Origin of the sequence: Mesobacillus subterraneus (assembly GCF_020524355.2) — a bacterium.
Classification (GTDB): Bacteria; Bacillota; Bacilli; order Bacillales; family Cytobacillaceae; genus Mesobacillus; species Mesobacillus subterraneus_C.
The window spans coordinates 3,082,259-3,107,028 of sequence record NZ_CP129019.1; the positions used below are offsets into that span (position 1 = coordinate 3,082,259).

The 24,770-nt window shown below is 41.7% G+C and carries 26 protein-coding genes and 1 riboswitch; of the genes, 9 read left to right on the plus strand and 17 right to left on the minus strand.

Annotation, left to right across the window (positions count from 1 at the left end; genetic code table 11):
• Window positions 1-104: 104 nt before the first annotated feature.
• The gene (locus LC048_RS16025; RefSeq protein ID WP_226599893.1) at window positions 105-1,385 is read right to left on the minus strand and encodes an MFS transporter; all 1,281 of its coding nucleotides are present in this window, start codon (window positions 1,383-1,385) and stop codon (window positions 105-107) included.
• Window positions 1,386-1,646: 261 nt separating this feature from the next.
• Between LC048_RS16025 and LC048_RS16030 the strand changes: the two genes are divergently transcribed.
• Window positions 1,647-1,970 (plus strand): HPr family phosphocarrier protein, encoded by a 324-nt coding sequence (locus LC048_RS16030; protein ID WP_041966696.1) that lies wholly within the window; start codon window positions 1,647-1,649, stop codon window positions 1,968-1,970.
• 309 nt (window positions 1,971-2,279) lie between these two features.
• Here LC048_RS16030 and LC048_RS16035 read toward each other — a convergent pair whose 3' ends face one another.
• Complete coding sequence (locus tag LC048_RS16035; RefSeq protein ID WP_371931917.1) at window positions 2,280-4,595, minus strand: transglycosylase domain-containing protein; 2,316 nt, start codon at window positions 4,593-4,595, stop codon at window positions 2,280-2,282.
• A gap of 1,124 nt (window positions 4,596-5,719) precedes the next feature.
• The gene (locus LC048_RS16040) at window positions 5,720-5,905 is read right to left on the minus strand and encodes a hypothetical protein (RefSeq protein WP_226599892.1); all 186 of its coding nucleotides are present in this window, start codon (window positions 5,903-5,905) and stop codon (window positions 5,720-5,722) included.
• Between the two features lie 173 nt (window positions 5,906-6,078).
• Between LC048_RS16040 and LC048_RS16045 the strand changes: the two genes are divergently transcribed.
• A complete protein-coding gene (locus tag LC048_RS16045; RefSeq protein ID WP_306048081.1) occupies window positions 6,079-6,597 on the plus strand; it encodes a universal stress protein in 519 nt (172 codons plus the stop codon).
• Between the two features lie 176 nt (window positions 6,598-6,773).
• On the opposite strand, the gene LC048_RS16050 is transcribed toward LC048_RS16045, so the two are convergent.
• From LC048_RS16050 to thiT, 5 genes are all read right to left on the minus strand, one after another.
• A complete protein-coding gene (locus LC048_RS16050) occupies window positions 6,774-7,238 on the minus strand; it encodes a helix-turn-helix transcriptional regulator (RefSeq protein ID WP_226599890.1) in 465 nt (154 codons plus the stop codon).
• Window positions 7,239-7,428: 190 nt separating this feature from the next.
• Window positions 7,429-7,590, minus strand: a complete 162-nt coding sequence (locus LC048_RS16055) for a FeoB-associated Cys-rich membrane protein (protein ID WP_226599888.1) — start codon at window positions 7,588-7,590, stop codon at window positions 7,429-7,431.
• 21 nt (window positions 7,591-7,611) lie between these two features.
• A complete protein-coding gene (gene feoB / locus LC048_RS16060; RefSeq protein ID WP_226600039.1) occupies window positions 7,612-9,621 on the minus strand; it encodes a ferrous iron transport protein B in 2,010 nt (669 codons plus the stop codon).
• On the minus strand, window positions 9,621-9,845 hold the full coding sequence (locus LC048_RS16065; protein ID WP_226599886.1) for a FeoA family protein: 225 nt from the start codon (window positions 9,843-9,845) through the stop codon (window positions 9,621-9,623). Before LC048_RS16065 ends, feoB begins: the two co-directional genes overlap by 1 nt.
• Window positions 9,846-10,136: 291 nt before the next feature.
• Window positions 10,137-10,733, minus strand: a complete 597-nt coding sequence (gene thiT / locus LC048_RS16070) for an energy-coupled thiamine transporter ThiT (RefSeq protein ID WP_226599884.1) — start codon at window positions 10,731-10,733, stop codon at window positions 10,137-10,139.
• Window positions 10,734-10,838: 105 nt separating this feature from the next.
• Window positions 10,839-10,945, minus strand: a riboswitch (TPP riboswitch).
• A 247-nt stretch (window positions 10,946-11,192) separates the two neighbouring features.
• On the opposite strand from thiT, the gene LC048_RS16075 reads away from it, so the two are divergent.
• Entirely contained in the window at window positions 11,193-12,323 is a 1,131-nt protein-coding gene (locus tag LC048_RS16075) for a histidine kinase N-terminal domain-containing protein (protein ID WP_226599882.1), read from the plus strand.
• A 70-nt stretch (window positions 12,324-12,393) separates the two neighbouring features.
• Here the strand turns inward: LC048_RS16075 and LC048_RS16080 are convergent, their stop codons facing one another.
• Window positions 12,394-13,668 (minus strand): dicarboxylate/amino acid:cation symporter, encoded by a 1,275-nt coding sequence (locus tag LC048_RS16080; RefSeq protein WP_226599881.1) that lies wholly within the window; start codon window positions 13,666-13,668, stop codon window positions 12,394-12,396.
• Window positions 13,669-13,788: 120 nt separating this feature from the next.
• On the opposite strand from LC048_RS16080, the gene LC048_RS16085 reads away from it, so the two are divergent.
• A complete protein-coding gene (locus tag LC048_RS16085; RefSeq protein WP_306048085.1) occupies window positions 13,789-14,349 on the plus strand; it encodes a GNAT family N-acetyltransferase in 561 nt (186 codons plus the stop codon).
• A 16-nt stretch (window positions 14,350-14,365) separates the two neighbouring features.
• Here LC048_RS16085 and LC048_RS16090 read toward each other — a convergent pair whose 3' ends face one another.
• Window positions 14,366-15,433, minus strand: coding sequence for an ATP-binding protein (locus LC048_RS16090; RefSeq protein WP_226599879.1), 1,068 nt, complete (start codon window positions 15,431-15,433; stop codon window positions 14,366-14,368).
• Window positions 15,434-15,934: 501 nt separating this feature from the next.
• Between LC048_RS16090 and LC048_RS16095 the strand changes: the two genes are divergently transcribed.
• Genes LC048_RS16095 through LC048_RS16115 form a run of 5 tightly spaced genes read left to right on the plus strand, consistent with a single transcriptional unit; the run spans window position 15,935 to window position 17,830 of the window.
• Window positions 15,935-17,284, plus strand: coding sequence for a hemolysin family protein (locus LC048_RS16095; protein WP_226599878.1), 1,350 nt, complete (start codon window positions 15,935-15,937; stop codon window positions 17,282-17,284).
• Between the two features lie 54 nt (window positions 17,285-17,338).
• Entirely contained in the window at window positions 17,339-17,464 is a 126-nt protein-coding gene (locus tag LC048_RS16100) for a hypothetical protein (RefSeq protein ID WP_264188080.1), read from the plus strand.
• Window positions 17,461-17,586 carry a hypothetical protein gene (locus LC048_RS16105; protein WP_306048087.1) on the plus strand — a complete coding sequence of 42 codons (126 nt, stop codon included), beginning with the start codon at window positions 17,461-17,463 and terminating at the stop codon, window positions 17,584-17,586. Before LC048_RS16100 ends, LC048_RS16105 begins: the two co-directional genes overlap by 4 nt.
• Window positions 17,583-17,708 carry a hypothetical protein gene (locus LC048_RS16110; RefSeq protein WP_306048088.1) on the plus strand — a complete coding sequence of 42 codons (126 nt, stop codon included), beginning with the start codon at window positions 17,583-17,585 and terminating at the stop codon, window positions 17,706-17,708. Before LC048_RS16105 ends, LC048_RS16110 begins: the two co-directional genes overlap by 4 nt.
• Window positions 17,705-17,830 carry a hypothetical protein gene (locus LC048_RS16115; RefSeq protein WP_264188080.1) on the plus strand — a complete coding sequence of 42 codons (126 nt, stop codon included), beginning with the start codon at window positions 17,705-17,707 and terminating at the stop codon, window positions 17,828-17,830. Before LC048_RS16110 ends, LC048_RS16115 begins: the two co-directional genes overlap by 4 nt.
• Before the next feature lie 156 nt (window positions 17,831-17,986).
• On the opposite strand, the gene LC048_RS16120 is transcribed toward LC048_RS16115, so the two are convergent.
• The 7 genes from LC048_RS16120 to sugE all read right to left on the minus strand — a co-directional run bounded on the left by LC048_RS16120 (window position 17,987) and on the right by sugE (window position 24,712).
• Complete coding sequence (locus LC048_RS16120) at window positions 17,987-18,943, minus strand: cation diffusion facilitator family transporter (protein WP_226599877.1); 957 nt, start codon at window positions 18,941-18,943, stop codon at window positions 17,987-17,989.
• Window positions 18,944-19,110: 167 nt separating this feature from the next.
• A complete protein-coding gene (locus LC048_RS16125; protein WP_306048090.1) occupies window positions 19,111-20,907 on the minus strand; it encodes a TIGR04190 family B12-binding domain/radical SAM domain protein in 1,797 nt (598 codons plus the stop codon).
• Between the two features lie 255 nt (window positions 20,908-21,162).
• Window positions 21,163-21,516, minus strand: a complete 354-nt coding sequence (locus LC048_RS16130; protein WP_226599875.1) for a hypothetical protein — start codon at window positions 21,514-21,516, stop codon at window positions 21,163-21,165.
• A gap of 117 nt (window positions 21,517-21,633) precedes the next feature.
• A complete protein-coding gene (locus tag LC048_RS16135) occupies window positions 21,634-23,100 on the minus strand; it encodes a DUF4153 domain-containing protein (RefSeq protein ID WP_226599874.1) in 1,467 nt (488 codons plus the stop codon).
• A 99-nt stretch (window positions 23,101-23,199) separates the two neighbouring features.
• Window positions 23,200-23,841 (minus strand): HAAS signaling domain-containing protein, encoded by a 642-nt coding sequence (locus LC048_RS16140; protein ID WP_306048093.1) that lies wholly within the window; start codon window positions 23,839-23,841, stop codon window positions 23,200-23,202.
• Window positions 23,822-24,169 carry a PadR family transcriptional regulator gene (locus LC048_RS16145; protein WP_306048095.1) on the minus strand — a complete coding sequence of 116 codons (348 nt, stop codon included), beginning with the start codon at window positions 24,167-24,169 and terminating at the stop codon, window positions 23,822-23,824. The genes LC048_RS16140 and LC048_RS16145 overlap by 20 nt, the downstream gene beginning before the upstream one ends.
• Before the next feature lie 219 nt (window positions 24,170-24,388).
• Complete coding sequence (sugE, locus tag LC048_RS16150; RefSeq protein ID WP_226599868.1) at window positions 24,389-24,712, minus strand: quaternary ammonium compound efflux SMR transporter SugE; 324 nt, start codon at window positions 24,710-24,712, stop codon at window positions 24,389-24,391.
• Window positions 24,713-24,770: the final 58 nt, after the last annotated feature.

Here is a 24,770-nt window from a genome sequence, read left to right on the forward strand (position 1 = left end):
GCATGAAGTAAAGATTCGTTCATAAAAATTTTATAAAGTTTAGTACCTTATTCAATATAAATCGTAATTTTATAAAAAAAAGAAAGCCCTGTACGGACTTTCCTCTATATTCCATGCTCGACAGCAGGCTCTTTAACTGCGGACTCACTCTCTTCTGCAAGCTTAGGCAAAACAATCATATAAAATACCCCAACGATGGCGAGACAGCCTCCGACAATCCAATATAGCATTTCAATTGTAAGCAGGGCCGGAAAGCTGTAAGCAATGAAGGCAAGGGTCAATGAATGAGACAGCATGTTAAGCGGGCTCATTAGTCCCTGGACCCTGCCCATCATTTTCGGATCTATAATGCTCGGAAGCCATCCACCGATACCGACATTGATTAGCGGTAAAGCCAGTGCAGAGATGAACAGGATTCCCAGGAATAGATAAATGTTGGTTGGCAGTGATGCGAGGGCCGTAAAGCTGCCTGAGATGATTAAACCTACTGAAATCAGATGATAGAGCTTCACTTTTTGTGAAAGCAATGAGGCAATAAAGCTGCCAATTAAAACTCCAATTCCAAACACGAAGCCGATGACAATCGAGTATTGCTCATACGTATCGGGAGCCAGCTTATATTTCAGGATAAAAATTGGCATGACTGAGAAGCCGCCATTTACGATCCCAAAGATGAAAAAACCGATAATCAGTGTAAACAACAATTTGCTTCTCATCACATATTTAAAACCATATTTAAAATCCTTGAAGACCAATTTGACATTCAAATCCTTTAGTGTATGAGAGCCATTTGGCAGTCGCGCCTCCTTCGAAACATCAGTCTTCTGAATGAGCAATGCACTGATAATGAACGAAAGAGTGTCAACTATAATAGCCCCATAAATACCAATTGACCAATAAGCGAGTACCCCTAGTCCATTGCCGAACAGCATGAACAGACTCATCACGAGCTGATTCAAGCCAGCTGCAGTTGTGTAGTCCTCTTTTTTCAATATTCCTTGTACCATCCCATGCTCGGCCGGGAAAAAGAACTTTTGAACCGCGCTTCTTAAAAATAGGGTTGCAAAGACCAGCGGCATCCAGCCAACATAGATAGCAGCAATCAAGGCGACAGATAACCCGGCACTAATCCAATCACAATAAATGGCGATTTTTTGCCGGTCCATCCTGTCAGCAAAAACCCCGATAAGGAAAAACACCGCAAGCATGGGAACGGAATACATCAGTTCAGTTATCGTGGCATAGGCTGGCTGAGAGCTGAAACGGTCCAGCAAGAAAAACATGAAGGCAGTCAATCCAATCGTACTGCCCATTTGGGAAGTGAAGTTTGCTAAAAATAACTTTGTGAAACTCCTGTTCCTGAAAATCTCCGCAAATTTTTTCATTTATATCTACTCCTCGCATCTCTTTTAATACCTTCATATTAGCTTAATTTTCTGGCAAACTTAACTTTCTCTTGACCGTTTCTTTCTCCATCCTGAGACGGAGTGTCTCTGCGCTTGAGAACTATCTAGGATTCATAAGCTTACTAGCTGGTTAGCCTGCCAACATCGCCCATTTTACACATCAAAGGTTTTCGAACCAAGTTAACGGGGTAATATTCTATTAACCTAATAAAAATGATTCATTAAAGGAGTTATAAATAAATGAAAGAGATTATGTCATCTAATGTTATGGTTCAGAAAAGATTCACTATGAAGAAAATGCTTGAAATCTATCAGGCTGCTAAAAAGCTGGACGGTACGACTTACTTATACAGCCGACAGAAGGCCGTTGAGGCAACTTCACTGTCTAAGCTTGTTTCTTTCCTGCTGACGGTGGAGCCAAATACAACTTTAAAAATTATTTTGGAAGGTACAGATGTTGAGCCGAAATTAAACCAGCTGACTAAGCTGCTTACAAATGAAGCTTCTGTCCTTCGCGTAAAACGCAAGCGACTGATTGAGTCTTCCGAATCATTCCAAATATAGTTGCAATAGTAGATAAAATAATGACTGAGGTGAAGTTTCATGGTAAGAACCATTCTTATGATTATCGGCGCGGTGGTCGTGATCGGTTTCCTTTTAAGCTTGATTTAATTTGATATTAGTGTAGACCTGCTTCCACGGCAGGTCTTTTTTATGTTTAGTCTAAGTATCTTGTCTAGTACTCTGTTGATTTTATCGAAACATTCAGGTGTATTTACAACCTCACATCCTACCTCATGGGACAACACATATAAAACAGCACAGGAGACATATCTCCTGTGCTGTTTATCATCAGTTATTGATATCATCTTCTTAGTCTTTATCTTCAGACCCATCGCCTTCAGAATCTCCAGTGTCTCCGGTATCTCCTTCACCACCGGTATCTCCTTCACCGCCGGCATCACCTTCGCCTCCGGTATCTCCTTCGCCTCCGGCATTTCCTTCATCACCCGTATCTCCTTCGCCACCAGAGTCATCAGATCCACCAGTATCCTTTTTATCATTCGGTTCACTGTTGGCATTGCTGCCAGAATCCGTTGTTGTTGATGCCGAATCAGACTTTTTTTCCTTTGTCTCTTTCTTTTTTCCTTCTTCTTTTGGTTCTTTCTTTTCTTTCAGCTTCTTTTTTGCTTCTTCCCATTGCTTCTTTTGTTTTTCTGCTTCCCTCTTAACTCTTTCTTCTAGTTCTTTTACAGATTTGGCACGCTGCTTCCTCTTATGTTCTTCTATATATTTCGATAATGGCGGTACATTGAAGGACTGTGCTTTCGTATTCTTCAACGCCTCAGACATAAAGTCTTTAAAGATGAGGGCGGCTCCTTCACTGCTCGTGGTGGTTAAAAAGTGTTCCTGATCTGTCTTGTCATAACCAACCCACACAGCGCCAACAAGCTGTGGAGTATACCCTACAAACCATTGGTCCTTCGTTCCTTTGACACCTTCAATCGGAACCTGTGTTGATCCGGTTTTGCCCGCTAATTCCCTTCCTGGAATTTGCGCACCTTTTCCTGTACCTTCCTGAACGACACCAAGAAGCATTGTCGTCATTTTTTCAGCGGTCTCTTTCGAAACAGCCTTGCTCTTCTTCCCTTTATATTCAACGATTGTATTGCCTTCTTTATCAATAATTTTAGTAATGGCATGCGTTTCATGACGCTCGCCATTGTTGGCAAAAGCAGAATATGCTTCAGCCATAGTAACCGGTGATACCCCGGTCGATAAGCCTCCAAGTGCGAGACCAAGATTACGGTCATTCTTTGGATCAAGATTAATGCCAAAGTTCTTTACAGATTCCATGCCTTTGACTATCCCTATTTCATCCAGCGTCCATACAGCAGGCACATTCAATGAATCTCTTAATGCTTCATACATAGGGACTTCGCCTTTATATTTATCATTGTAGTTTTGAGGCTTGTAATCTTTGAATTCCATCTCTTCGTCTTTAAGCATATCTGTAACGCCCCAGCCTTCTTCAAGCGCTGGTGCATATACGGCAAGCGGCTTCATCGTTGAGCCTGGCTGCGCTTTAAGCTGTGTTGCCCGATTATACCCCCTGAATACATGCTCACCGCGGCCTCCTACTAGGGCTCGAATCCCGCCTGTTTTTGGGTCTACCAGTACAGCGCCACTTTGGACGATCTGCTTATCAGAGCCTTTTGGGAACAGATTATCTTTCGCGTAAGTTGCTTCCACAGCTGATTGCATTGTCACATCAAGTTCCGTGTGGATTTGCAATCCGCCAGTTAAAATGTCCTCCTGAGTCAGACCGTATTTCTTGATTGCTTCATCAATAATATGATCAACATAATATGGATAGCGGCCACGCAATGGATCTCCGCCATTTTCATTAAGTACAACCTCTTCAGCCACTGCTTGTTTATATTCTTCTTCCTTAATAAAACCATGGGTATTCATCATCTGGAGAACAAGATTTCTTCTCTCCACTGCTTCTTCATAATTTTTATTAGGATCCAATGCAGACGGTGCCTTAATCAAGCCAGCAAGCATAGCTGCTTCGCTGATGGAAAGATCTTTGACGTCCTTGCCAAAGTAACCAATAGCAGCCCTTTTAATTCCCCAAGATCCATTACCAAAATAAATCCGGTTCAAGTACATTTGCATGATTTCATCTTTGGAATATTGCTTCTCAATTTCCCTTGCCATGAAAAATTCTTCGAGCTTTCTTTTATATGTCTTTTCGCTCGAAAGCAAAGCATTCTTTGTTAACTGCTGTGTAATTGTGCTGCCGCCTTCTACAATACTTCCAGCCTTGACGTTTTGGACAAAGGCTCGAGAAATACCGACAAGGTCCACACCATCGTGTTCATAAAAACGATGGTCCTCAATGGCAATAACAGCATTCTTGACATGATCCGGGACTTCTTCAATTTTTACTCCCTCATTTTTCAAAGCCGAAATCTTACTGGCAACGTCGCCATTAGCATCGTAGATGACCGTTGATTGTGCCATATCATCATTCAATGCACTGATGTCAGCACCCTCAGAATAAACATGAAAAAAACTCAAGAAAGCCAGTACCGCTGTCGAAACAGACAAAACCAGCACCTGGTTCATATGAAGTCTTTTCCATCCTCTTAGAAAACGTGTTGCTATCGAATTTTTGCTCACTGAGCACCCCAACCTTTAAAAAATAGTTTAGAAATATGACACTTTCTTTTACCCATTTTCAAAAGGGATTAACACAAATTGCCTAATTATGAGGAAAAAAGGCATATAAAAGGCCGATCGAATGATCAATTGTCCTTTTATAGAATTGAAGGTTCTCCATGACATTTAATTTCGATGGATTCATTGCACATGTATACAGTGCCGTTCTACTATGGAGAGCAAAATTCAAGTACTTCTCACCACCTAAGCTTTTTATTAACCACGGCTTCACTTCGGACAAATTCTCACGCTCGAGTCATTGTTTTGTCCGAACCTGGTATTACTTCAGACAAGTTTTTATCCTTGAGGCGTTGTTATGTCCGAACCTGGCTTTACTTCAGACAAATTCTTATCCTCGAGGCGCTGTTTTGTCCGAACCTGGCATTACTTCAGACAAATTCTTATCCTTGAGACATTGTTTTGTCCGAACCTGGCTTTACTTCAGACAAATTCTTATCCTTGAGGCGCTGTTTTGTCCGAACCTGGCATTAATTCGGACAAATTCTTATCCTTGAGGCGTTGTTTTGTCCGAACCTGGTATTACTTCAGACAAATTCTTATCCTTGAGGCGCTGTTTTGTCCGAACCTGGCATTACTTCAGACAAATTCTTATCCTTGAGGCGTTGTTTTGTCCGAACCTGGCTTTACTTCAGACAAATTCTTATCCTTGAGGCGCTGTTTTGTCCGAACCTGGCATTACTTCAGACAAATTCTTATCCTTGAGACATTGTTTTGTCCGAACCTGGCATTACTTCAGACAAATTCTTATCCTCGAGGCGCTGTTTTGTCCGAACCTGGCTTCACTTCGGACAAATTCTCACGCAAGAGGCATTGTTTTGTCCGAACCTGGCATTACTTCAGACAAATTCTTATCCTCGAGGCGCTGTTTTGTCCGAACCTGGCTTCACTTCGGACAAATTCTCACGCAAGAGGCATTGTTTTGTCCGAACCCGGCTTCACTTCGGACAAAACTCCTTGCATGAGTCCTCTTTTTGCCCTAACATAGCACTACTTCAGACAAAATAAACACAGCCAGATTGTCCGAATCTTTGGTGGTTTCTAGAAATAAGCATCAGCGGTTCTTACTAATTATGAATCTGTGATTCTATTGGTTCCTGCTTGCTGGTAACTAGCATATCTCTTTCTCGAAGAAGTGATTTCACATACATATAGTCGATTTGTTTGGTTTTATTATCCGCTTTTATTATATCAAGGTGCTGCATGCACTTCCGCATTGTCGGATGAATTGGCTTTTGAGAATCTAATTCCATACCGGCCACTCCTATCCATATTTTAAAAAGCTTTACCACATGGTTCGTCAGATTTTTAAGTATTTCGAGGACATGAAGTTTTTCGATGACATATGGAAATTATTAGGTCGGTTAGTTCTATTTTAAAAATGGGTATTGAATAGTAAGACGTAAAATCCTGGAGGTTGATCTATATGGCTGGAATAAAAAAAGTGGTTCTCGCTTACGATGATTCAACAGGCAGCAAGAAAGCTCTGCAATTGGCGAAGGAGATCACTAGAGATAAACAAGGCATAAAATTGTATATTGGCTATGTATATGAAGAAGAAGTCAAAAGCGAATTGGTTGAAACCGCCGCGCGCCCTATGGAGCATCTGCCGATTAACAACTTTCCGGCAGATGTAGTCCAGGTGCCTCCATTGGCTCTGGAACAAGGTGAACTTGATAAATCAGAGCACTCGATCATTACTCACAGCTCTGAACAAGCATTCAACAACGCAAAGACCGAGCTGGATGTTCTTAATATGGATACTGAATACTCCACCTTGGAGGGCAACCCAGCCGAAAGTATTGTAGAATTTGCCAAGGATGTAAATGCGGATTTAATTATCATAGGCCAATCAGGAAATGAAGGGATCAAGAGAAAGATTCTTGGCGGCGTTAGTCAAAAGGTTGCGAATAACGCTCATTGCCATGTTCTTATTGCAAAATAGAAGGAACAAAAAGCGCAAGCGCCTCGAGGGGCTAGGCGCTTGCGCTGGATTAAGAAAACTACATGTAGTTATCCACACACAAATAATCCTATTCCTTATCAGCCAAAAACAGCCGGGTCTATCACCCGGCTGTTTCATATTTTTCATTATTAACTAAATTCCTGAGTGTAACTCGCTTATTCCTTCCTTGCTTCAGCTGCAATTTCCTCTAACCGTTCTCTTGTTTCGTTTTCTTCGAAGCTGCTGAATACCCGAAAATCATCTTGATCAATAATTCTGTAATGCTGGCTCAGAATGTTTTGCTGCATGACAAATCCTCCACCCCTTGCTACTTCCCGCCACCAGACTTTTCCGCCCAAGGTTTTCTCTTTTCGGTAATCACTACCTTCATGCGCTATGGTTTCGAGGACTTCAAGTGGTTCATTACCGAATAAAAACTGGATAGTCTCTGTTTCCCGGAATAAGGCACAAATTGTCACGACTGTTGACCAGCCAGCTTGTGCCCTGCCCTTTTCGATCTGGACTAGGGTCTTTTTGGAGATTCCAATGATATCAGCCATTTTCTCCTGTGTATAACCGACTTCTGCGCGCAGTACCCTTACTTTATCCGATACCCTGCTAATGATTTCATCTCTTGTCATCCGCTTCATTCCTTTAAGTTCTTTTAGTGTAATTTTACACTAAATTAACTTGAATTCAAAATACTTTTTACATTAATTTTTATTATGTTAAAAAAGACCGTGTATTTCCGATACAAGCAATCAGCTTAAATCACCAGTAAAACACACAGCTATATGGAAAAAGGAATGCAGTGAGCTGCATTCCTTCTGATTATTTCATCTGTTTTTCCTGGCTGACGCTGCAGTTGCTTGAACAAGAGCTTTGGATGGAGCAGGCAGCGCATTTTCCTTCCTTCGACTTCTTGATGAACCGGTAGAAGGCCCAGCCGGCATATCCAAATATAGCACCGCCGATTAAGATGTTTGCAATCATAGATCCTTCCTCCTTCCGGGCTTAGGTTAGACCAAATAACTTACCGCCCTGATAAATAATGAGAGACAAGACATATGCGATAATCAGTGCATAAGTGATTGAAAAAGCAGTCCAGCGTTTTGAAGCAGTTTCTTTGTAGATGGTTGCGACCGTAGCAAGGCACGGAATATATAACAATATAAATGCCATGAAACTGTATGCTGCAAGTGGCGTATAATGGGCAGCCAGCAAACCTTGCAGACTTGCTTCATCTGGCACAAAATAAATGATGTTCATTGTTGAAATAATAGCTTCTTTAGCCAGGAAACCGGTGAAAAGTGATGCACTTGCCTGCCAGGTTCCAAAGCCTATAGGAGCAAATAACGGTGCGAAAACACCACCAAGAATCGCTAAATAGCTGTCATCCATGCCGACATTCACGCCTTCCGGGCCGGCGTAGGCGAGCAGCCAGATCAGGACGGAGCCGGCAAAAATGAAGGTTCCCGCCTTCTTTACGAATCCTTTTCCCTTATCCCATGTGCTTCTCCAAAGCGCTCTTGCCTGTGGCAGCCTGTATGGCGGAAGTTCAATGACGAACACCGAAGTTTCACCTTTCAAAAGAGTCTTCGAGAATACCTTAGCCAGGATTAGTGCAATCACTATTCCTATTACATACAAACTCAAAACGACAGCTGCCTTCTTTTCTACAAAAAACGCTCCGACAAACAAGGCGTATACAGGCAATCGGGCTGAACATGACATGAGCGGCGTCAACAGGATGGTCATCAGCCTTTCCTTTGGCGTCTCAATAGTCCTTGCTGCCATAATTCCTGGTACGTTACAGCCGAACCCGATCATCATCGGAATGAACGCCTTCCCATTCAGGCCGACTGATTCCATCAGGCGGTCCATCACCAGCGCAACGCGAGCCATATAACCTGAATCCTCCAGCAAGGATATGAAAAAGAACAAAATGAAGATTTGCGGCACGAAGACGAGGACTCCCCCTACCCCTGCTACAATTCCATCAAGAATCAGATCCTTGATGAATGATGAAGCACCCACTGCAGTCAGTGCTGCTGTAATTCCTGCTGTAACAGGACCAGACAAAAGTGAATCCAATGCGTCTGACAGAGGGAAGCCAAGCCAGTCAAAAGTAAGCATGAACATGACGTACATCAAGACTAAAAAAATTGGTATTCCGAGAAATTTATTCGTTACGATCATGTCAACTTTCTCAGTCAACGGAATCTTTTTATTATCCAGTCTTGTGGTTGCAGCAGATACTATTTTATCAATTGCTTCACTTCGCTTACGGTGGATCACCTGATCAAGCGCTTTGTTGCTGACTGCATATTGTTGTTGGGATACAGTAACATCGTTGACCAATGTTTCTAATTCAGCCATGTGCAAGATTGTTGCTAGATAACTTTTCACATAGGGATTGCCTTCAAACAGCTGGAGAGCAAGCCAGCGTACGGGATGTTGTGTTTTCCCAGCTAGTTTGTTCTCTAGTTCGAGGATTCCCGCTTCAATCGCTTTTCCATAATAAACGAGATTGTTCTTCCCTGTGCCCACCACTCCAACAGTCACCAGCTCTGCAAGCTCGTTACACCCCATGCCTGTCCTAGCAACGACTGGAGCTACGGTCACCCCTAATGATTCAGACAGTTTATGAATATCGATTTGTATGCCCCTGTTTTTCGCCACATCAAGCATGTTTAAGCCAATTATCACCGGTGCACCATATTCCAATAGCTGCATAGTAAGGTGAAGGTTACGCCTTAGCTGAGAAGCATCCAGGATGTTCAGCAGTTTTTCGAATGGTTCATTCAAAAAGAAATTTGTAACGACCCCCTCATCTTTAGAGAGCGGATTGAGAGTATAAACCCCAGGAAGGTCAATAAGCTGATCCTTGCCATTTTTAAAAAGACCGACTTTCTTTTCGACCGTAACGCCGCTCCAGTTGCCGACATATTCATAGGAACCTGTTAAGTTATTAAACAATGATGTTTTTCCAGTGTTCGGGTTGCCAATGAGGGCAATATTCATCATACTCGCTCCACTTCGATCCTTAGTGCTTCTTTGCGGCGGATCCCGATGCACTGTCCGCATGATTCAAGCATGACAGGGCCACCAAAAGGCAGGATGCACTTTACGCAAACTTCAGAGCCTTCAGCAATTCCCAAATCAAGCAATCTTCTTCTTACAAATTTATCAGTACTAGCAATATTCATGATCCGTCCTTTTTCACCAGTCTTTAGTTTTCCCAGCATAGCCATCACCTTTTTTCAAGTTAGTTAATTTTATAAGAATCTCAAATTTCTACTTACATATCTTAGTTTACATCTGTTTTCTCTAAATGAGAATGATTATCTTTATTTAATCAGTTCAGCACGACTTCCACTGTGACTTATGTCACTAAACCTCAGCTGCAAAGCTGTATTTTATGCAAACTCCATATAATTGACAATATTTTTACCTACATTGCATTACGTTCATTATATACCTATAATGGTATATAATGAACAAAGAAAAAAGGAGAGCTGATTCAGCTCTCCTACTTATCACATTTTATTGCTTACTTGTGCTGACTTAACCATTCTTGCTGGAGCGTAACCGATGACAAGAATAATGATAATAGCGCTTAAAATCATGCTTGGAATCATGTAAGTGCCGTTATAGATAATTGAATACAGCCACGCCGGCTGTCCTTCTGGCGCCCAGACTCCAAAAAAGATCCAGCCGGAAAAGAAATGAGCGATAAAGCGAAGCAAGCTTCCTATGAAGGTGCCAGCAATGATAAACCCAATCCATTTTTTCTTATCGCTATTTTGAATGCTAAGCTTAATCTGTCTGGCAAAGATACCGGCAATTCCAAGCACTGTGAAGGCCACCAAATAATCGATGAATCCCTGTACTGGATGGTAAATTTGCGAAAAGCCAAGGATAAACTGCAATAGGCCTAGCAGCAGCCCAGTTATTGCGCCGCCCTTGACTCCCCAGCGGAAAGCCATCAGGAATACAGGCACCATCGCAATCGATACGGAACCGCCCTGCGGCCAGATTCTTGAAAATAAGAATCCGGAAAATAAATCAAGCAAGTAAGCCAGTGCGGAAAATACGGCAATTTCCACTAAAAAGAGAGTTTGTTTTTGTTTCATGTTTTATTCCTCCTTCTTTTCAGAATGAGGTCCGTTTCTAACACGCCTTTTCTGCTTCAGAAACAAAAAAAGCAATCAGGGAATGATGCAGGATCCCCAATTGCTTTCCTATCGCATCCACATTCCTTCGCTAGCATTAACTAACAGGTTCAAAGGGTAAGAACTCGGCTGCTCACTCTCAGCTGCTTTACGCAGCTCCCCTTGTGGTTATTATTTAGTTTCTACACTATGAATATACTACTTCTTCTTTTCAATAACAAGTATTACCTATTATTAAAATCCGCCCTGGTCGATAGAAATTAGACAAAACTCTCTCAATGTTGCTAAAAAAATCGTTCTTTTGTCACGATTTTAGCTATTCGACGCAATTCCACGCATGTTCTTAATATTCGACAAAGGTATTTCATATTTTTCCTCGAATCTTTAATACCGAAATGAAAAACTGGAGGACTTAATGACATGCTGCCAATTACGGATAACAGATTGCTTAGCTTCCTGACTAGTGAAAAGGAAAATCTCATTGCCGACTGGACGGATGAAATAATCGTCTCTGAAGATGATCCCTATAAAGAGAAAATAAATAAGAACGCTGAGAAAATGTATGCAATCATTCTCTCAATTTTTTCTAAGACAAGCGATGAATTGGAGGAACACCTGCAAAAACTTGCTTTTATGGTCGGGGAAGAGCGGGTTCGGGCCGATATCAATATTGGTGATTTTGTCTATAATGTCAATTCTGGACGATCTATTCTTTACAAGCACCTCTACAAAATGAATATGGAATGGGAAGAAATGCAGGAGGCAATCAATCGAATAAATTACTGCTTTGATACCTTTTTGTATTACGCTGTATCCTATTACAATGAACAGAAAAACAAGATAATCGAAGAAAAGAACCAGTTCATCGATTCCACACATAAGGACAGACTAACATTGCTTGGCCAAATGACATCGAGCTTTATCCATGAATTCCGCAACCCGTTAACTTCCATCCAGGGCTTCATTCAGCTTTTGAAATCCGAACATGAAGACATGAAATATCTCGATATCATTTCCAGTGAATTGGAGCAATTGAATTTCCGTATTTCACAATTCCTGCTTTTATCAAAAAAGGAGCTGATTGGAAAAGAAAAGACACTTTTCTCATTGAATATAATGATAGAGGAAGTATTGAATTTCTTATATCCCAGCATCCTTGACACAAAGGTCCGAATTATCAAGGAAGTAGCGGACGATATGGAATTGTTTGGCTATGCTGACGAAATCAGGCAGGTCCTCATCAATATCATCTTTAATGCCATTGACGTATTGAGCCAGTATCGTGATGATCCACAAATCGAAATAAAAGGATTTTTCGTGAATGACACACATATAAAAATTGAGATTTCGAATAATGGGCCTATCATTCCTGACAATTTGCTAAAAACGATCTTCGAACCATTTGTCACAACCAAAACACTTGGGACTGGGCTCGGTTTGTTTGTCTGCCGGGAAATCATTGAAAAGCATAAAGGAATTCTCGCCTGTTCATCAGAACCGGACAAGACGTCCTTTATCATGCTGTTGCCTCTGAAAAGAATAGAAAACTAGCAACTGGAATTTAGCATCCTCCGTTTATCACAAAGAGACCCCCCCATTAAATGGCAGGGTCTCTTCTCATTTATTTAAAGTATTCTATTGAGCGATTATCCGCTACATTTTTCACTTTGCTTTTTTCCGGTCGAACCCGATGCTTTTTCTCAGATTCAGAGACAATGAGCGCGCATGCTGCATCGCCTGTGATATTGATAGCAGTCCGAGCCATATCCAGCAGACGGTCGATCCCCAAAATCAGTCCAATCCCTTCAACAGGCAGACCTACAGATTGAAGTACCATCGCCAGCATGATCAAACCAACTCCTGGAACACCTGCAGTACCTATACTTGCTAGTACTGCAGTCAGGACAACCGTCAGAAGCTCGGCCATAGTAAGGTCGGCACCATATACCTGTGCAATGAAGACAGTTGCTACTCCCTGCATGATGGCCGTTCCATCCATATTGATCGTAGCTCCGAGAGGCTGGACAAAGCTGCTTACAGATTCAGGCACACGGAGGTTCTTCTGTGCTGTTTCCATTGATACCGGAAGTGTAGCATTACTGCTCGATGTACTGAAGGCAACCCCCATTGCTGGGGAGAATTGCTTAAAGAACCAGAATGGATTTTTCTTTCCAAGGAAATATACCCCTGAGCCATAAGTCAAGAGCGCATGGATAACTAAAGCCAGAACAACGACAATCATGTATACTCCCATCGCCTTGATGGCATCGATTCCCTGACTTCCAATCGCCGTTGCGATTAAACCAAAAGTTCCGTACGGAGCAAACCTCATGACAAGGCCCACCAGATACATCATGATTTCATTACCTTGTTCAATCAGATTGAGTATTCCTCTCGTTTTGTTACCAAGTGCTGTTAAAGCAATACCGATGAATAGCGCAAACACGATTACTTGCAGCATATTTCCGGCTGTCAGTGCTTCAAACGGGTTCGCGGGAATAAGATTTAAAAAGGTTTCGCTTACTGGCGGAGCTTCTTCAGCCTTGAATTCTGCTCCACTCGTATCAAACTGCCCCATCAAGCCGGGCTTGATTAAATATGCCAGTGCAAGGCCAATTGAAATAGCAATGGCTGTTGTCGTTAAAAAGAAGCTTACCGTCTTAAAACCAATCCTGCCAAGTTTCTTAGGGTCGCCTAATCCTGCAGTTCCAAGAATAATTGAAAACAGGACAATTGGTACGACGAGCATACTGATTAAATTGATGAATATCTTACCTAGAGGCGTAAATATGAATTTATCTAAAACAGTGAACAGTTCTGGTGAAAAAATATTGAGGATCAGCCCAGTCATTGCGCCAAGTCCAAGGCCAATCAAAATCTTAGTCGTTAGTTTCATAGTCTACCTCCCAAAAAAATATAAAAAAACAATGTAAAGCTTTATTCCCTCTTTTGAACGAGTAAAACCACAGATATTCAATTGGATAATACTGCCACAGAGTTTGTTTAGGAGGTTATTATGTTAACTTTAAAAGTTGATTCTGAACTTGAACTTCGAATTTTTGAGCTCAGTGAAGCTTGGGAGTTATTCTGGCTCGTCGATTCCAATCGCCGCTATTTGCGGGAATGGCTGCCCTGGATAGATGGCATTCAATCCCCTTGCCAATTTTACTCAGTGATACAAATGTGGCAGAAAAATTTCCAGAAAGGAAGCAGCAGTCACTTTGGGATCCGGTACAGGGGAGTCCTTGCAGGCAGTATCAGTCTCCATGCTATTGACTGGACCAACTCTCAGGCAAGCATCGGCTACTACCTGTCGGAAAAACTGCAAGGCAGGGGCATAACAATCAGAACGGTGAAAGCAGTCATACACCATGCTTTTTATGAGCTTGGAATTAATCGCATTGAAATCCGGTGCGGCAAGGATAACCATAAAAGCAAGGCTATTCCCAAGAAGCTTGGATTTTACGAGGAGGGAATCCTTCGTGATGGGGAATTTCTGAATGGACACTTTCATGATTTGATTGTATATGGGCTTCTTAGAAGAGAATGGCAAAGAAACTTTACTCTTATCCCTTAAAATCCAGTCACACTAATTAATGGCTTGGCAGCATGATGGTGAATGTCGTCCCCTTTGAACTGGATTCCACATTAATTCTGCCATCATGGTCCTCAATGATTTTATAGCAAATCATCAAACCCAGCCCATTCCCATTCGGCTTTGTCGTAAAAAAGGGCTTGCCGATCTTGTCCAAATCCTTCGAAGGAATACCTGAACCAGTGTCAGCTATTACTATGGTAAGCTCATCATCTGATTTAGTGACCGAAACCTTTATTTCACCTGGCAATGCCATTGCATCAATCGCGTTCATCAGCATATTGATCAACACCTGCTTGATCTTATTCCCATCGCAAATAAACATACAGTCTCCCAATGTGGATTGCTTCGTTATTTCGACGCACTTCTTAGCTGCCTCAGCCATCAGCAGAGTAATGGAATGATCAACCAACTCATTCATATCAAATGACTTAAAGTCGGACTTATGTGGCTTTGCCATAAGCATAAGCTCTTTTGATACTGCCTCCATACGCTTTATTTCCTCTTCCATGATCGCTAAATAGTTGTGATTCAATTCTTCTCCAGCTTTCATAAGCTGGATAAACCCTTTCAGGCTTGTCAAAGGGTTCTTAATTTCGTGTGCAATCCCTGCAGCAAGCTGCCCAACAACATTTAACTTCTCATACTCAAGAATAAAATGCTCTGCTTTGATTTTGGCGGAAATATCACTAGTAACTGAAAAAAGTTCAAATGGTTCATTTGTTTCCGGATGCCGTACAACTGAGATTTGTGAACTCACCCAGATATAAACACCATCTTTTCGCTTAATACGATAGGTAAGAAGGGACAATTCCTCTCCATCTGGCATAGCAGTACTCAAAATCCTTTTATAATCTTCTGCGTGCACAAATAAAGTATACAGTTTCCCGACTAATTCAGCTGGCTCATATCCGAGCATAGCCTGAACAGTTGGCGAAATGTATTTAATCAAGCCATCCGGACTTCTTTTAGAAATAAAATCCAAGGATGTTTCTACCCAAATTTTATCTTTCGTCTTTTCGACTTCACTCAGCTTTTTTTCTAAACTGGATAATAGAATAGTCATAGCCAGTCTCCCTATTTTAAATATTACTGAATATTTAAATTAATTTTAATATTCAATTGTAAAATAAACCACAAAAAGGATTTAATTTACATTGGGAAATTTTCCTGAGATCAAGATGAAGCGTAATTTGTTAAAATCAGAATTTTCTAATATAATTAATCATAAACTTCATACTTTATGTGTCCGTTTCATACATTGATATCAAAACGTATTAATGTTCCCCTCAACAATTCGCTATATGGTATAATAAAATTTAAATGATAAAGCTGAGGTGGTATGATGGGGCAATCTATCGTATCAAGAATTTAACAGCTGCAACCGCGGATGGAACAGCATAACAGGATGTTGGCCCTGGCTGGACCAGCCGCTCGGAACGGGCCGTTTTAATTTCTTGATGAATTTTATTTTTTCAATTAAATTGAAGCCTGCATATCAGGCTTACTTTTGAGTTTACTGGGAGGTGACTCCTTACCCGCATACCCGCGGGCTAAGGGAACTTATTTGGACATATTTAACTTGGTTTGGATAGCCATTTTAATTGCTTTAACGGCATTTTTCGTCGTTTCAGAATTTGCGATTGTTAAAGTGAGGAGTTCCAGAATTGACCAATTAATAGAGGAAGGCAGCAAAAAAGCTGTGCTCGCAAAAAGAGTCATTTCCAATCTGGATGAGTACCTTTCTGCTTGTCAGCTTGGGATTACGGTCACTGCACTTGGTATTGGCTGGCTTGGAGAGCCGGCGATCGCGGATTTGCTAAAACCGTTATTCACCAGCCTGGATATTCCGGAATCCTTCGGACATGTCTTGTCAGTTGGAATTGCGTTCATGATTATCACATTCCTGCATGTCGTAGTTGGAGAATTGGCCCCTAAGACATTAGCAATCCAAAAAGCAGAATGGGTATCACTGAATACAGCTGGTCCGCTGATTTTATTTTACAAGATCATGTATCCTTTCATCTGGCTGTTGAACGGATCTGCCCGACTTGCTGTTGGTCTTGTTGGCCTTAAACCTGCCTCTGAACAGGATTTGGCTCATTCTGAGGAAGAACTTCGTATTATCCTGTCTGAGAGCTTTAAAAGTGGTGAAATCAACCAGTCAGAGTTTAAGTATGTAAATAAAATTTTCGAATTCGACAACCGGATCGCCAAAGAAATCATGGTGCCCCGCACGGAAATTATATCGTTGTCAAAAGAGGATTCACTGGAGAAATTTCTTCAGATTGTGAAGGAAGAGAAATTTACACGATATCCTGTCATTGACGGAGATAAGGACCATATTGTCGGATTAGTCAATATAAAAGAAGTAATGACTGATTTAATCAATGAACAGGGACGGACTAAAAAAGCGCTAGATTCATATATTCGCCCAATCATTCGAGTCATCGACAGCATTCCAATCCATGACTTGCTGGTAAAAATGCAAAAAGAACGCATTCACATGGCAATCTTGATGGACGAATATGGCGGAACTTCCGGGCTCGTGACAGTAGAAGATATCCTTGAAGAAATTGTAGGAGAAATTCGTGACGAGTTCGATATGGATGAAGTGCCGATGGTTCGCAAAATCCAGGAAAGCCATTATATCATCGATGCCAAACTGCTTGTCAGTGAGGTGAATGAACTTCTGACACTTGATATCAATGATGAAGATGTCGATACAATCGGCGGCTGGATGCTTACCGAGAATTACGAAGTCAAGCAAGGTGACGTCGTCAGTTGCGGATCATACCTTTTCAAAATCACCGAAATGGAAGAGCATCACATCAAATATATCGAAGTAATGAAACAACCTGAAATTCAGAAGACAGCAGATAGTTTTTTTATGAATAAGACAGAAGTTGTTTCATAATAAGAAAAGCGCAAGCGCCTTGGTCAGCCCCGACAAGCGCTGGAGGACCGACCAGTGAAGTCGCTCTTTGACTTCATTGGTCGGATCGAAGCGACTCGAGGGGCTAGGCGCTGGAGCTGGACAAAGAAAAGCGCAAGCGCCTTGGTCAGCCCCGATAAGCGCTGGAGGGCCGACCAGTGAAGTCGCTCTTTGACTTCATTGGTCGGATCGAAGCGACTCGAGGGGCTAGGCGCTGGAGCTGGACAAAGAAAAGCGCAAGCGCCTTGGTCAGCCCCGACAAGCGCTGGAGGACCGACCAGTGAAGTCGCTCTTTGACTTCATTGGTCGGATCGAAGCGACTCGAGAGGCTAGGCGCTGGAGCTGGACAAAGAAAAGCGCAAGCGCCTTGGTCAGCCCCGACAAGCGCTGGAGGACCGACCAGTGAAGTCGCTCTTTGACTTCATTGGTCGGATCGAAGCGACTCGAGGGGCTAGGCGCTGGAGCTGGACAAAGAAAAGCGCAAGCGCCTTGGTCAGCCCCGATAAGCGCTGGAGGGCCGACCAGTGAAGTCGGTCTTTGACTTCATTGGTCGGATCGAAGCGACTCGAGGGGCTAGGCGCTGGAGGACTTGAGCTGGAAATTACTCGCAGTGTTAATCAATACTTCCTTAACCTTTAATAAAAACCCAGGAAGGTCCCCTTCCTGGGTTTTTATGACTTTGTTTTATATTTTCCAGGTTTGGACGTCATCTGCTTCGATGATTCCCATAATAACATCATCTACGTCCGGATCCTTTAGTACATTATCCCTGACCCTGAACTTGATATCATCAGCATCAGCCAGTGTCAGCCCTTTGCGCAGTTCCAGATAGCTTTCGACATGATACTGCCTTCCCTCCTGCACAATCCTTAATGTATTGATATCAATGACATCGGGGTCTGAGAGGATAAGCCTGGCAATCCGGTCCTCAACAACCTTGGGCGCAGCCACACCAATGAGGCCTACGGTATTCTCATAACCTATTTTCAACGCAATTCCTATCAATAGAATGCCGATCAGCAACGTTCCGATTCCGTCGAGCAGGTAAAACCCTGTTACATGTGCCATGACAATGGAAAGCAATGCTAAAAGCGCACCAAATGTTGCAATCAAATCCTCATAAAAAACCAGTCTTGTCGGCGGTGCTGCCAGACTTACATTCTTAAATGCATTTCCTACTATTCCAAATCCCTTTGCTTCACTTCTCGTCTCGTGAGCAATTTCTTTCATTGCCTTAATCAGAATTCCTCCATCAACAAGTACCGCAATAATCATGATAATGACGTTCAGCCACAAATTGGATGAAGCTTTCGGATGCTGGATCAGCTCCCACCCTTTGATGACAGTTTCGTACGCCATGATCGAAATGATGATGACCGCCACGAGTACGAACAGGTTTACAACCCTACCAAACCCTGTCGGGAAGCGTTTGGTTGCTTCTTTTTCCGATATCGCACTGCCAATGAAAACAAAAAATTGATTCAGTGCATCCGCGACCGAATGAAGGGTCGTTGCTAGCATTGTTCCACTTCCGCTGATACCAGCAGCCACCCCTTTGATGATTGCGAGGAAGGTATTCCCAAGTGCAGCAATCCCTGAAGATTTATTTCCTCTTTTAAAAAATTCAATCATTGATGACATTTCTCCACCTGCTTTGCTATTTTCTTTTATTAATATATATTTCCTTTACATTTTTCACATTTATGTCTCCTTTAAACATCTATTTGAATTTAGCTTGTAATAAATAGAGTAATAGACTGCTAAAAAAAGCCCATCAGGAATATTCCTGATGGGCTCTTTTCTAAGATTTACGTCCTGCTTTTAGAGGTTTCTCCAAATCTTTTGTTATAAGCACTCCATTTTTGTTTTGCGTTGATCAATATGTCCTCAATCAACAGCTCGATTCCGATTGCTGTCAGCGAGAAGACATTAGCATAATGCTTTTTCACTTCCCATTTCAATTCATGCTTCCCGCAAATACTGTATTTGTTCACTTCTTCCATTTCCTTGCTGAGCAGAGCAAGTTGCTGTTTTTTTTCCTGTTCAGGAAGAGCGACGATTTCATCGATTTTTTCAATATATTCGAGTGACTTGGTGATTTTCTCATTCACCTCATCATGTGTCTTTTTGTCCACCAGGTCGTACTTCAGTTTAAAAGCATTAAGGCTTCTGGCAGATTCATAGGTTGAACTCACAATTTCATCCCTGGTCATATAATCTGTTTCAAAGCTGAGCATGTATTTCCATGATGGCTGGGTGATTGCCTTTCTATGGTCCTCGATTGTATGGCAGAACTTTTTATATCCATATTTTTCAGGATTTTCAAATGCCGGACTAGCAGGATCAAGGAACGGTGCCAGCGGAGCGACAAAATATGATAGTCGTTTATCGCCACCGGAAGCATTGTGAATCTCCTCACAAAAATCGACGTTAACAAGTGCGCTTTGATAATCCTGATGCGGTATGCCCACCATGAAAAATATATCAATTTTCTTGCAGCTATGCTTCAATGCAGATTGCAGCGTTTCAATCACTTTTGCATTCGTACAGTTGAATTTGCCGTTATAACGGCGAATTTTCTCATCATGTGTTTCCAAGGTCAATTCAACGCTGTATTTAGGCACAACCTTCTCGATTTTTGCAAAGAACTCTTCGTTTGCATATTGAAATAATTCAAATACCAACTCATTCTTAAGTTTTATGTTGCTGAGCCTCTCAAAAAATTCATCGACATAATCCTTACCCGCCTGGCGTATATCATGAAGAATGAAAATTGGCGCCCTGCTGAAGCGCTGAATGAAAAGTATGTCTTCAACTAGTTTCGCTGGCGAGCGTTTGACCAGGACTTTACGGTTGCAGTTATCCTTATACGATTGTTTCGAGCCGCCGCAAATCAGGCATCCCTGGGTGCATCCCTTTGCCGTGAGAATCGCCGTATTAGGGTATTGAAGCCAGCCGTTGTATGGCAGTGGATCCAGAAAGTTTTTATATTTGAATACCGACTTGATGGTATAGCGATAACCAGGAATATCAAATTCATCCAGGCTGTCAGGAACATGGCTTAAAGGATTGTATACTGGAGTGTCTCCATCCTTCCACGTAAGGTTTGGAATCCCGCCGAGATGATGTGTTCCATTTTTCAAATGGTTAATTAAAAGGAGCATCAATTTTTCGGTTGAATCGCCCCGCATAACAAAGTCAATGAATGGATATTTTATTAGCTCTCTATGGTAATAAGTAGCGGATAAACCGCCAAAAACCATGGGAGTTTCAGGATGTAGATTTTTCACAATCTTCGCCAATTCAATACTTCCGTGTGCGTGCGGGAGCCAATGAAGATCAATACCAAAAGCCCTTGTCTTAATCTTTTTCAACTTCTTTTCCACATCAAAATTTTCATCCATTAGCATTCGATTCGCGATGTTGATGATTTTAACACGCAGACCCTGGCGTTCTAAATATTCCGCAATGCTCGTCAGGCCTATAGGATACATTTCGAATACTGGAGAGGATGGAACAACGTCACTGATTGGTCCAGCCAACAGCGCATTTTTCCGAAAATCGTATACACTTGGCGCATGGAGAAGAACTAAATCATATCTCAAATTACTCACCTCGAAGTAAAATATACTCTATTAATCTGCCTAATAAAGGCAATGATGATTACACTTTAATGATAACTCTGAGATACTTCGTCTTAGTCCCACAAAGTGTAATTTTTTGTGAACAGGTATACACCTGGGGATTATAAGAGCTCCAGACCCTGATGTATAAAGGGATTGAGAGTTTATGAAAGTTTTGTGGATACTACGCTATTTAGGTATAAAAAAGAGACTGCTATATAGCAATCTCCAGATAAATTATTTTTCCTGCTGGACCATCAGAATTTCTTCCTCGACTCTGCCCAATTTTAACAGGTGTGTATCCAGGCGTTTATGAATCGTGCTGAATTCTGTATTGTTCTTCGTTTCTGCCTTGCTCAGTAGTTCTTTTAACATATTCTCAATTTTCGCACTCTGCATTTCTTCCATTCTTTCAAGTGCGTCTTTAATATCTGTTATATCGATCTGGTTCGATGTTACGCGATGTTCAATACTATCTACTTTCTCTAGTCGATCGAGTCTTTTTTCGATGTTTTCGGTTCTATTATTTAATGAGTCCATTGAGCTCTCGATACCTTTTAAGAGATTAATGATTTCAGCTAACCCTTCCATTTTACTTGGCTCCCCTTTATTCGGCTTAAGGTTATTTTATTATCATTAAACACTTCGATATGTTACAAAACTAGGAACAAATAGGTTGGTTGTTTGCATTTTTGCCACATTTCATCTTTACTCAAGCTCTAAGTCCTTTAACGTTTTTTCAGCGCTTCTTCTCGACATATTTATCGAATTCCAGCTTTTTACAGAATACTGAAGATCTTGCTTCCTTTGCAGCAACAAATCTGAAAGGCCTGGGTGCTCAGGATTAATTTCATAAAGCTCCATCAGCCCCTCCACTCCTTCATAGGACAACGAATTCAGATAGTGAATATCTATTTTTCCGGTTTCTGAGTAACGCTCCAAATTGCGTTCGACGACAAATCGGTCAAGTTGGATTGTGTTGACCAAAGTATAGAAAATGATAGCGGATATAATATAAAAGCGTACAAGCGAAAGCCTATCCATCCATATCCTCATCAAGGAGTAGCATAATATCACAAGCAGGAAGATCATAAAGGAATGGGCCAGCACCCTGGCAAAGGTAAATCCGTATGCCTCTTCATACATGAACAGACGGATAAAAGCTGAATATAGCATGACTCCGCTGAAAAAAACGAGTAGTGAAAGAAAGACGCGAATAACCAGCGTCATTAATTTGGAGCTTTTTTCAACAAATGAAACGAGTGTGGAAATGATCAGCAAATTCAGCATTGTGACGGAAAGAAGTTCAAAGAATCCTCTGCGCGCGAATTCCGCATACGTATATCCTTCTTTCAATGTCTCGCTGAAAAAATACTTGAATTGTATAACTACGAATAGAAGGTAAACCATGTTCAATAAAGTAAGAACTGTTAGGCTGATCACACTATCCCAGGCCATCTTTTCTTTTTGCGTCAACGGTTCAGAAGGCAGTGGCTGCCTGCTGGTTCTTAGCACCTGCAATATTCCAAAGATCACCAATGTATAAATGGCGGTGGCGATTGTCCGCAAGACTTCTTCTTCAATCTTCAACGCCAGAAGCCAACGCGGGATTGTACCTAAGAGGTTGCCAAACTGCTGGTCAGCAGAAACAAGCAGGTTGAGGATGACAAACAAAAGCGGGAATGAGATAGCCACGCCAATAAATATTTTTCGAATCGTTGCACTTTTACTTTTTTCAAGTCCCCTGACAGCCAATTTTGGAGCATACATAATGAACCTAAACACATAGGAAATCGCTGCTCCTACTGATAAAAAAAGGTTCTGGACGAACGGCCATCTATGCCATTGATTTTCAACGGGATAGGTGACAAGCACAAGCTGTATGAGGACCATGACAGGAATCACCAGGATGTTCAGCATATACAGGACCATATTCGAATTCAGAAAAAAGCTGAGTGACAGCAGCCAAATCGAAGCAATCAACAGAAGTCCCAGCTTTTTATTCGTAAAGGAGAATGAACGGTACCTCCAGAAAAACACACCATAAAAGCAAGTGATAAACACAGGATAAGACAATCCTATTATTCCATGCAAAAATGACCTTTCCGCCAAAATTCCTAATGCAAGACATACCAGGAAAAATATCCAGTCTCCTTTTTTCAGTTTAAATTCCATTTTCACTCTCTCCCTCCACCTAGAATAACTAGGTATATAATCAAAAAAACACTTTGTTATTCTATATACATAGAATATCTATGTAATAGACCAAAAAAATTAGATGGAAGCCTTTTTCCCCCATCTATATCCAATCCAGCAAATCGGATACAATAGCGCTGTAAAAAGAATACAAATAAAGATGAATATCGGGCTCAGCAGCGGCTGGAACCAGTCATGCGGAATCAGCTTGAACAAAGTCAGGTTCATAAGAATGATGTTCGGCAATATGGACAGGATAAAAGTCTTTTTCATCAACCTTCTCCCTTTGTGGCTAAAGCCTTTGCCTATCTCATATCCAAGCAGGGCCCAAAAGAAGAGATAAAGCAAAATGATTACAGCAGGTATCGACGTAAGGCTTTTCCATATCATGTCAATGAATGGGAAATCAAAAAGATTATGTACCAGTGTCAGGATGGTGCCTCCAGCAAAGAAAATCAGATTCGCCATGATGAAAACCCATTGAGTTTTCATTGGTGTCGTCGATAATTCTTCACGCCAGCTATCCGCAATTTCTTCTGGAGTTCCCAACCTTGTATACATTTCCGAGCTGAGTTCTGCCACATCGCCCTGATTACCATTAAACTCATCCAGCATTTCTGTGATATGGCTGTCATATTCAGCCAATATCTGTTCTTTGTCCGGATGCTTTCCTAAGTGCCTGCCAAGCTCATTGAGGAAGTCAGTCTTTAACTGGATCATTTTTCGGTCTCCTGATCACTTTGTTCATGACATTAACGAATTGCTGCCACTCTTCTGTTTTCTCTTTGAGGACTTCTCTTCCTTCGTCTGTGATCCGATAGTATTTCCTGACCGGTCCTTTTTCCTGCTCCTGCCAATAAAATTCAATGTATTCCTGCTTTTCAAGTTTATGCAATGCCGGATACAGGGTTCCCTCTTTCACCTGCAGACTGTGATCACTGCGCTTATCCAGTTCTTTCACAAGTTCGTACCCATACATATCCCGTTCATTCAATAGCTGAAGCAGCACTAGCGATGTGCTACCTTTTAAAAGTTCACGATTAAACATCCTATCACCTACCTAGTATTAAAAGGTATATACCTGCATCATAATATAACTTGGGTAATATTGCAAATAGAAAATAAGAAAAGCGAATGCGCCTTGGTCAGCCCCACAAGCACTGGAGGGCCTGACAGTGAAGTCGTTCTTTGACTCCGGTGGACGGACCCGAAAACGAAATTCAAAAAGCAGACAGCAATTCTCTGCTAGCCTGCTCATTGAATAAATTTAATTGCTACCGGATGTTGCCTTAAGGCCAATGATCCCAACCAAAATGAAGGCTACGAACATCAACCTTAAAAGATTGCGCGGCTCTCCAAACAGGAAAATTCCGAGAATGACTGCGCCTGCAGCTCCGATTCCTGTCCAGATTGCATATGCCGTACCAATTGGCAAGGTTTTGACTGCCATAGACAAGAAATAAAAGCTTATTGCCATTCCTGCCAGGGTAATCACCGATGGTACTGCCTTGGTGAATCCTTCTGTATATTTCAGGCCAATCGCCCAAACGATTTCAAATATACCTGCTATTACTAAATAAAACCAAGCCATATTTATGAACTCCTTTCATGATAAAAGCGCAGATGCTGCATATGCTGGAGCAGATTAA

Excerpts from the sequence above, each read along its gene's own strand:
- LC048_RS16025 (WP_226599893.1), bottom strand. The coding sequence starts at position 1,385 with ATGAAAAAATTTGCGGAGATTTTCAGGAACAGGAGTTTCACAAAGTTA.
- LC048_RS16030 (WP_041966696.1), top strand. The coding sequence starts at position 1,647 with ATGAAAGAGATTATGTCATCTAATGTTATGGTTCAGAAAAGATTCACT.
- LC048_RS16040 (WP_226599892.1), bottom strand. The coding sequence starts at position 5,905 with ATGGAATTAGATTCTCAAAAGCCAATTCATCCGACAATGCGGAAGTGC.
- LC048_RS16045 (WP_306048081.1), top strand. The coding sequence starts at position 6,079 with ATGGCTGGAATAAAAAAAGTGGTTCTCGCTTACGATGATTCAACAGGC.
- LC048_RS16050 (WP_226599890.1), bottom strand. The coding sequence starts at position 7,238 with ATGACAAGAGATGAAATCATTAGCAGGGTATCGGATAAAGTAAGGGTA.
- LC048_RS16055 (WP_226599888.1), bottom strand. The coding sequence starts at position 7,590 with ATGATTGCAAACATCTTAATCGGCGGTGCTATATTTGGATATGCCGGC.
- feoB (WP_226600039.1), bottom strand. The coding sequence starts at position 9,621 with ATGAATATTGCCCTCATTGGCAACCCGAACACTGGAAAAACATCATTG.
- LC048_RS16065 (WP_226599886.1), bottom strand. The coding sequence starts at position 9,845 with ATGCTGGGAAAACTAAAGACTGGTGAAAAAGGACGGATCATGAATATT.
- thiT (WP_226599884.1), bottom strand. The coding sequence starts at position 10,733 with ATGAAACAAAAACAAACTCTCTTTTTAGTGGAAATTGCCGTATTTTCC.
- LC048_RS16075 (WP_226599882.1), top strand. The coding sequence starts at position 11,193 with ATGCTGCCAATTACGGATAACAGATTGCTTAGCTTCCTGACTAGTGAA.
- LC048_RS16080 (WP_226599881.1), bottom strand. The coding sequence starts at position 13,668 with ATGAAACTAACGACTAAGATTTTGATTGGCCTTGGACTTGGCGCAATG.
- LC048_RS16085 (WP_306048085.1), top strand. The coding sequence starts at position 13,789 with ATGTTAACTTTAAAAGTTGATTCTGAACTTGAACTTCGAATTTTTGAG.
- LC048_RS16090 (WP_226599879.1), bottom strand. The coding sequence starts at position 15,433 with ATGACTATTCTATTATCCAGTTTAGAAAAAAAGCTGAGTGAAGTCGAA.
- LC048_RS16120 (WP_226599877.1), bottom strand. The coding sequence starts at position 18,943 with ATGTCATCAATGATTGAATTTTTTAAAAGAGGAAATAAATCTTCAGGG.
- LC048_RS16130 (WP_226599875.1), bottom strand. The coding sequence starts at position 21,516 with ATGGAAGGGTTAGCTGAAATCATTAATCTCTTAAAAGGTATCGAGAGC.
- LC048_RS16135 (WP_226599874.1), bottom strand. The coding sequence starts at position 23,100 with ATGGAATTTAAACTGAAAAAAGGAGACTGGATATTTTTCCTGGTATGT.
- LC048_RS16140 (WP_306048093.1), bottom strand. The coding sequence starts at position 23,841 with ATGATCCAGTTAAAGACTGACTTCCTCAATGAGCTTGGCAGGCACTTA.
- LC048_RS16145 (WP_306048095.1), bottom strand. The coding sequence starts at position 24,169 with ATGTTTAATCGTGAACTTTTAAAAGGTAGCACATCGCTAGTGCTGCTT.
- sugE (WP_226599868.1), bottom strand. The coding sequence starts at position 24,712 with ATGGCTTGGTTTTATTTAGTAATAGCAGGTATATTTGAAATCGTTTGG.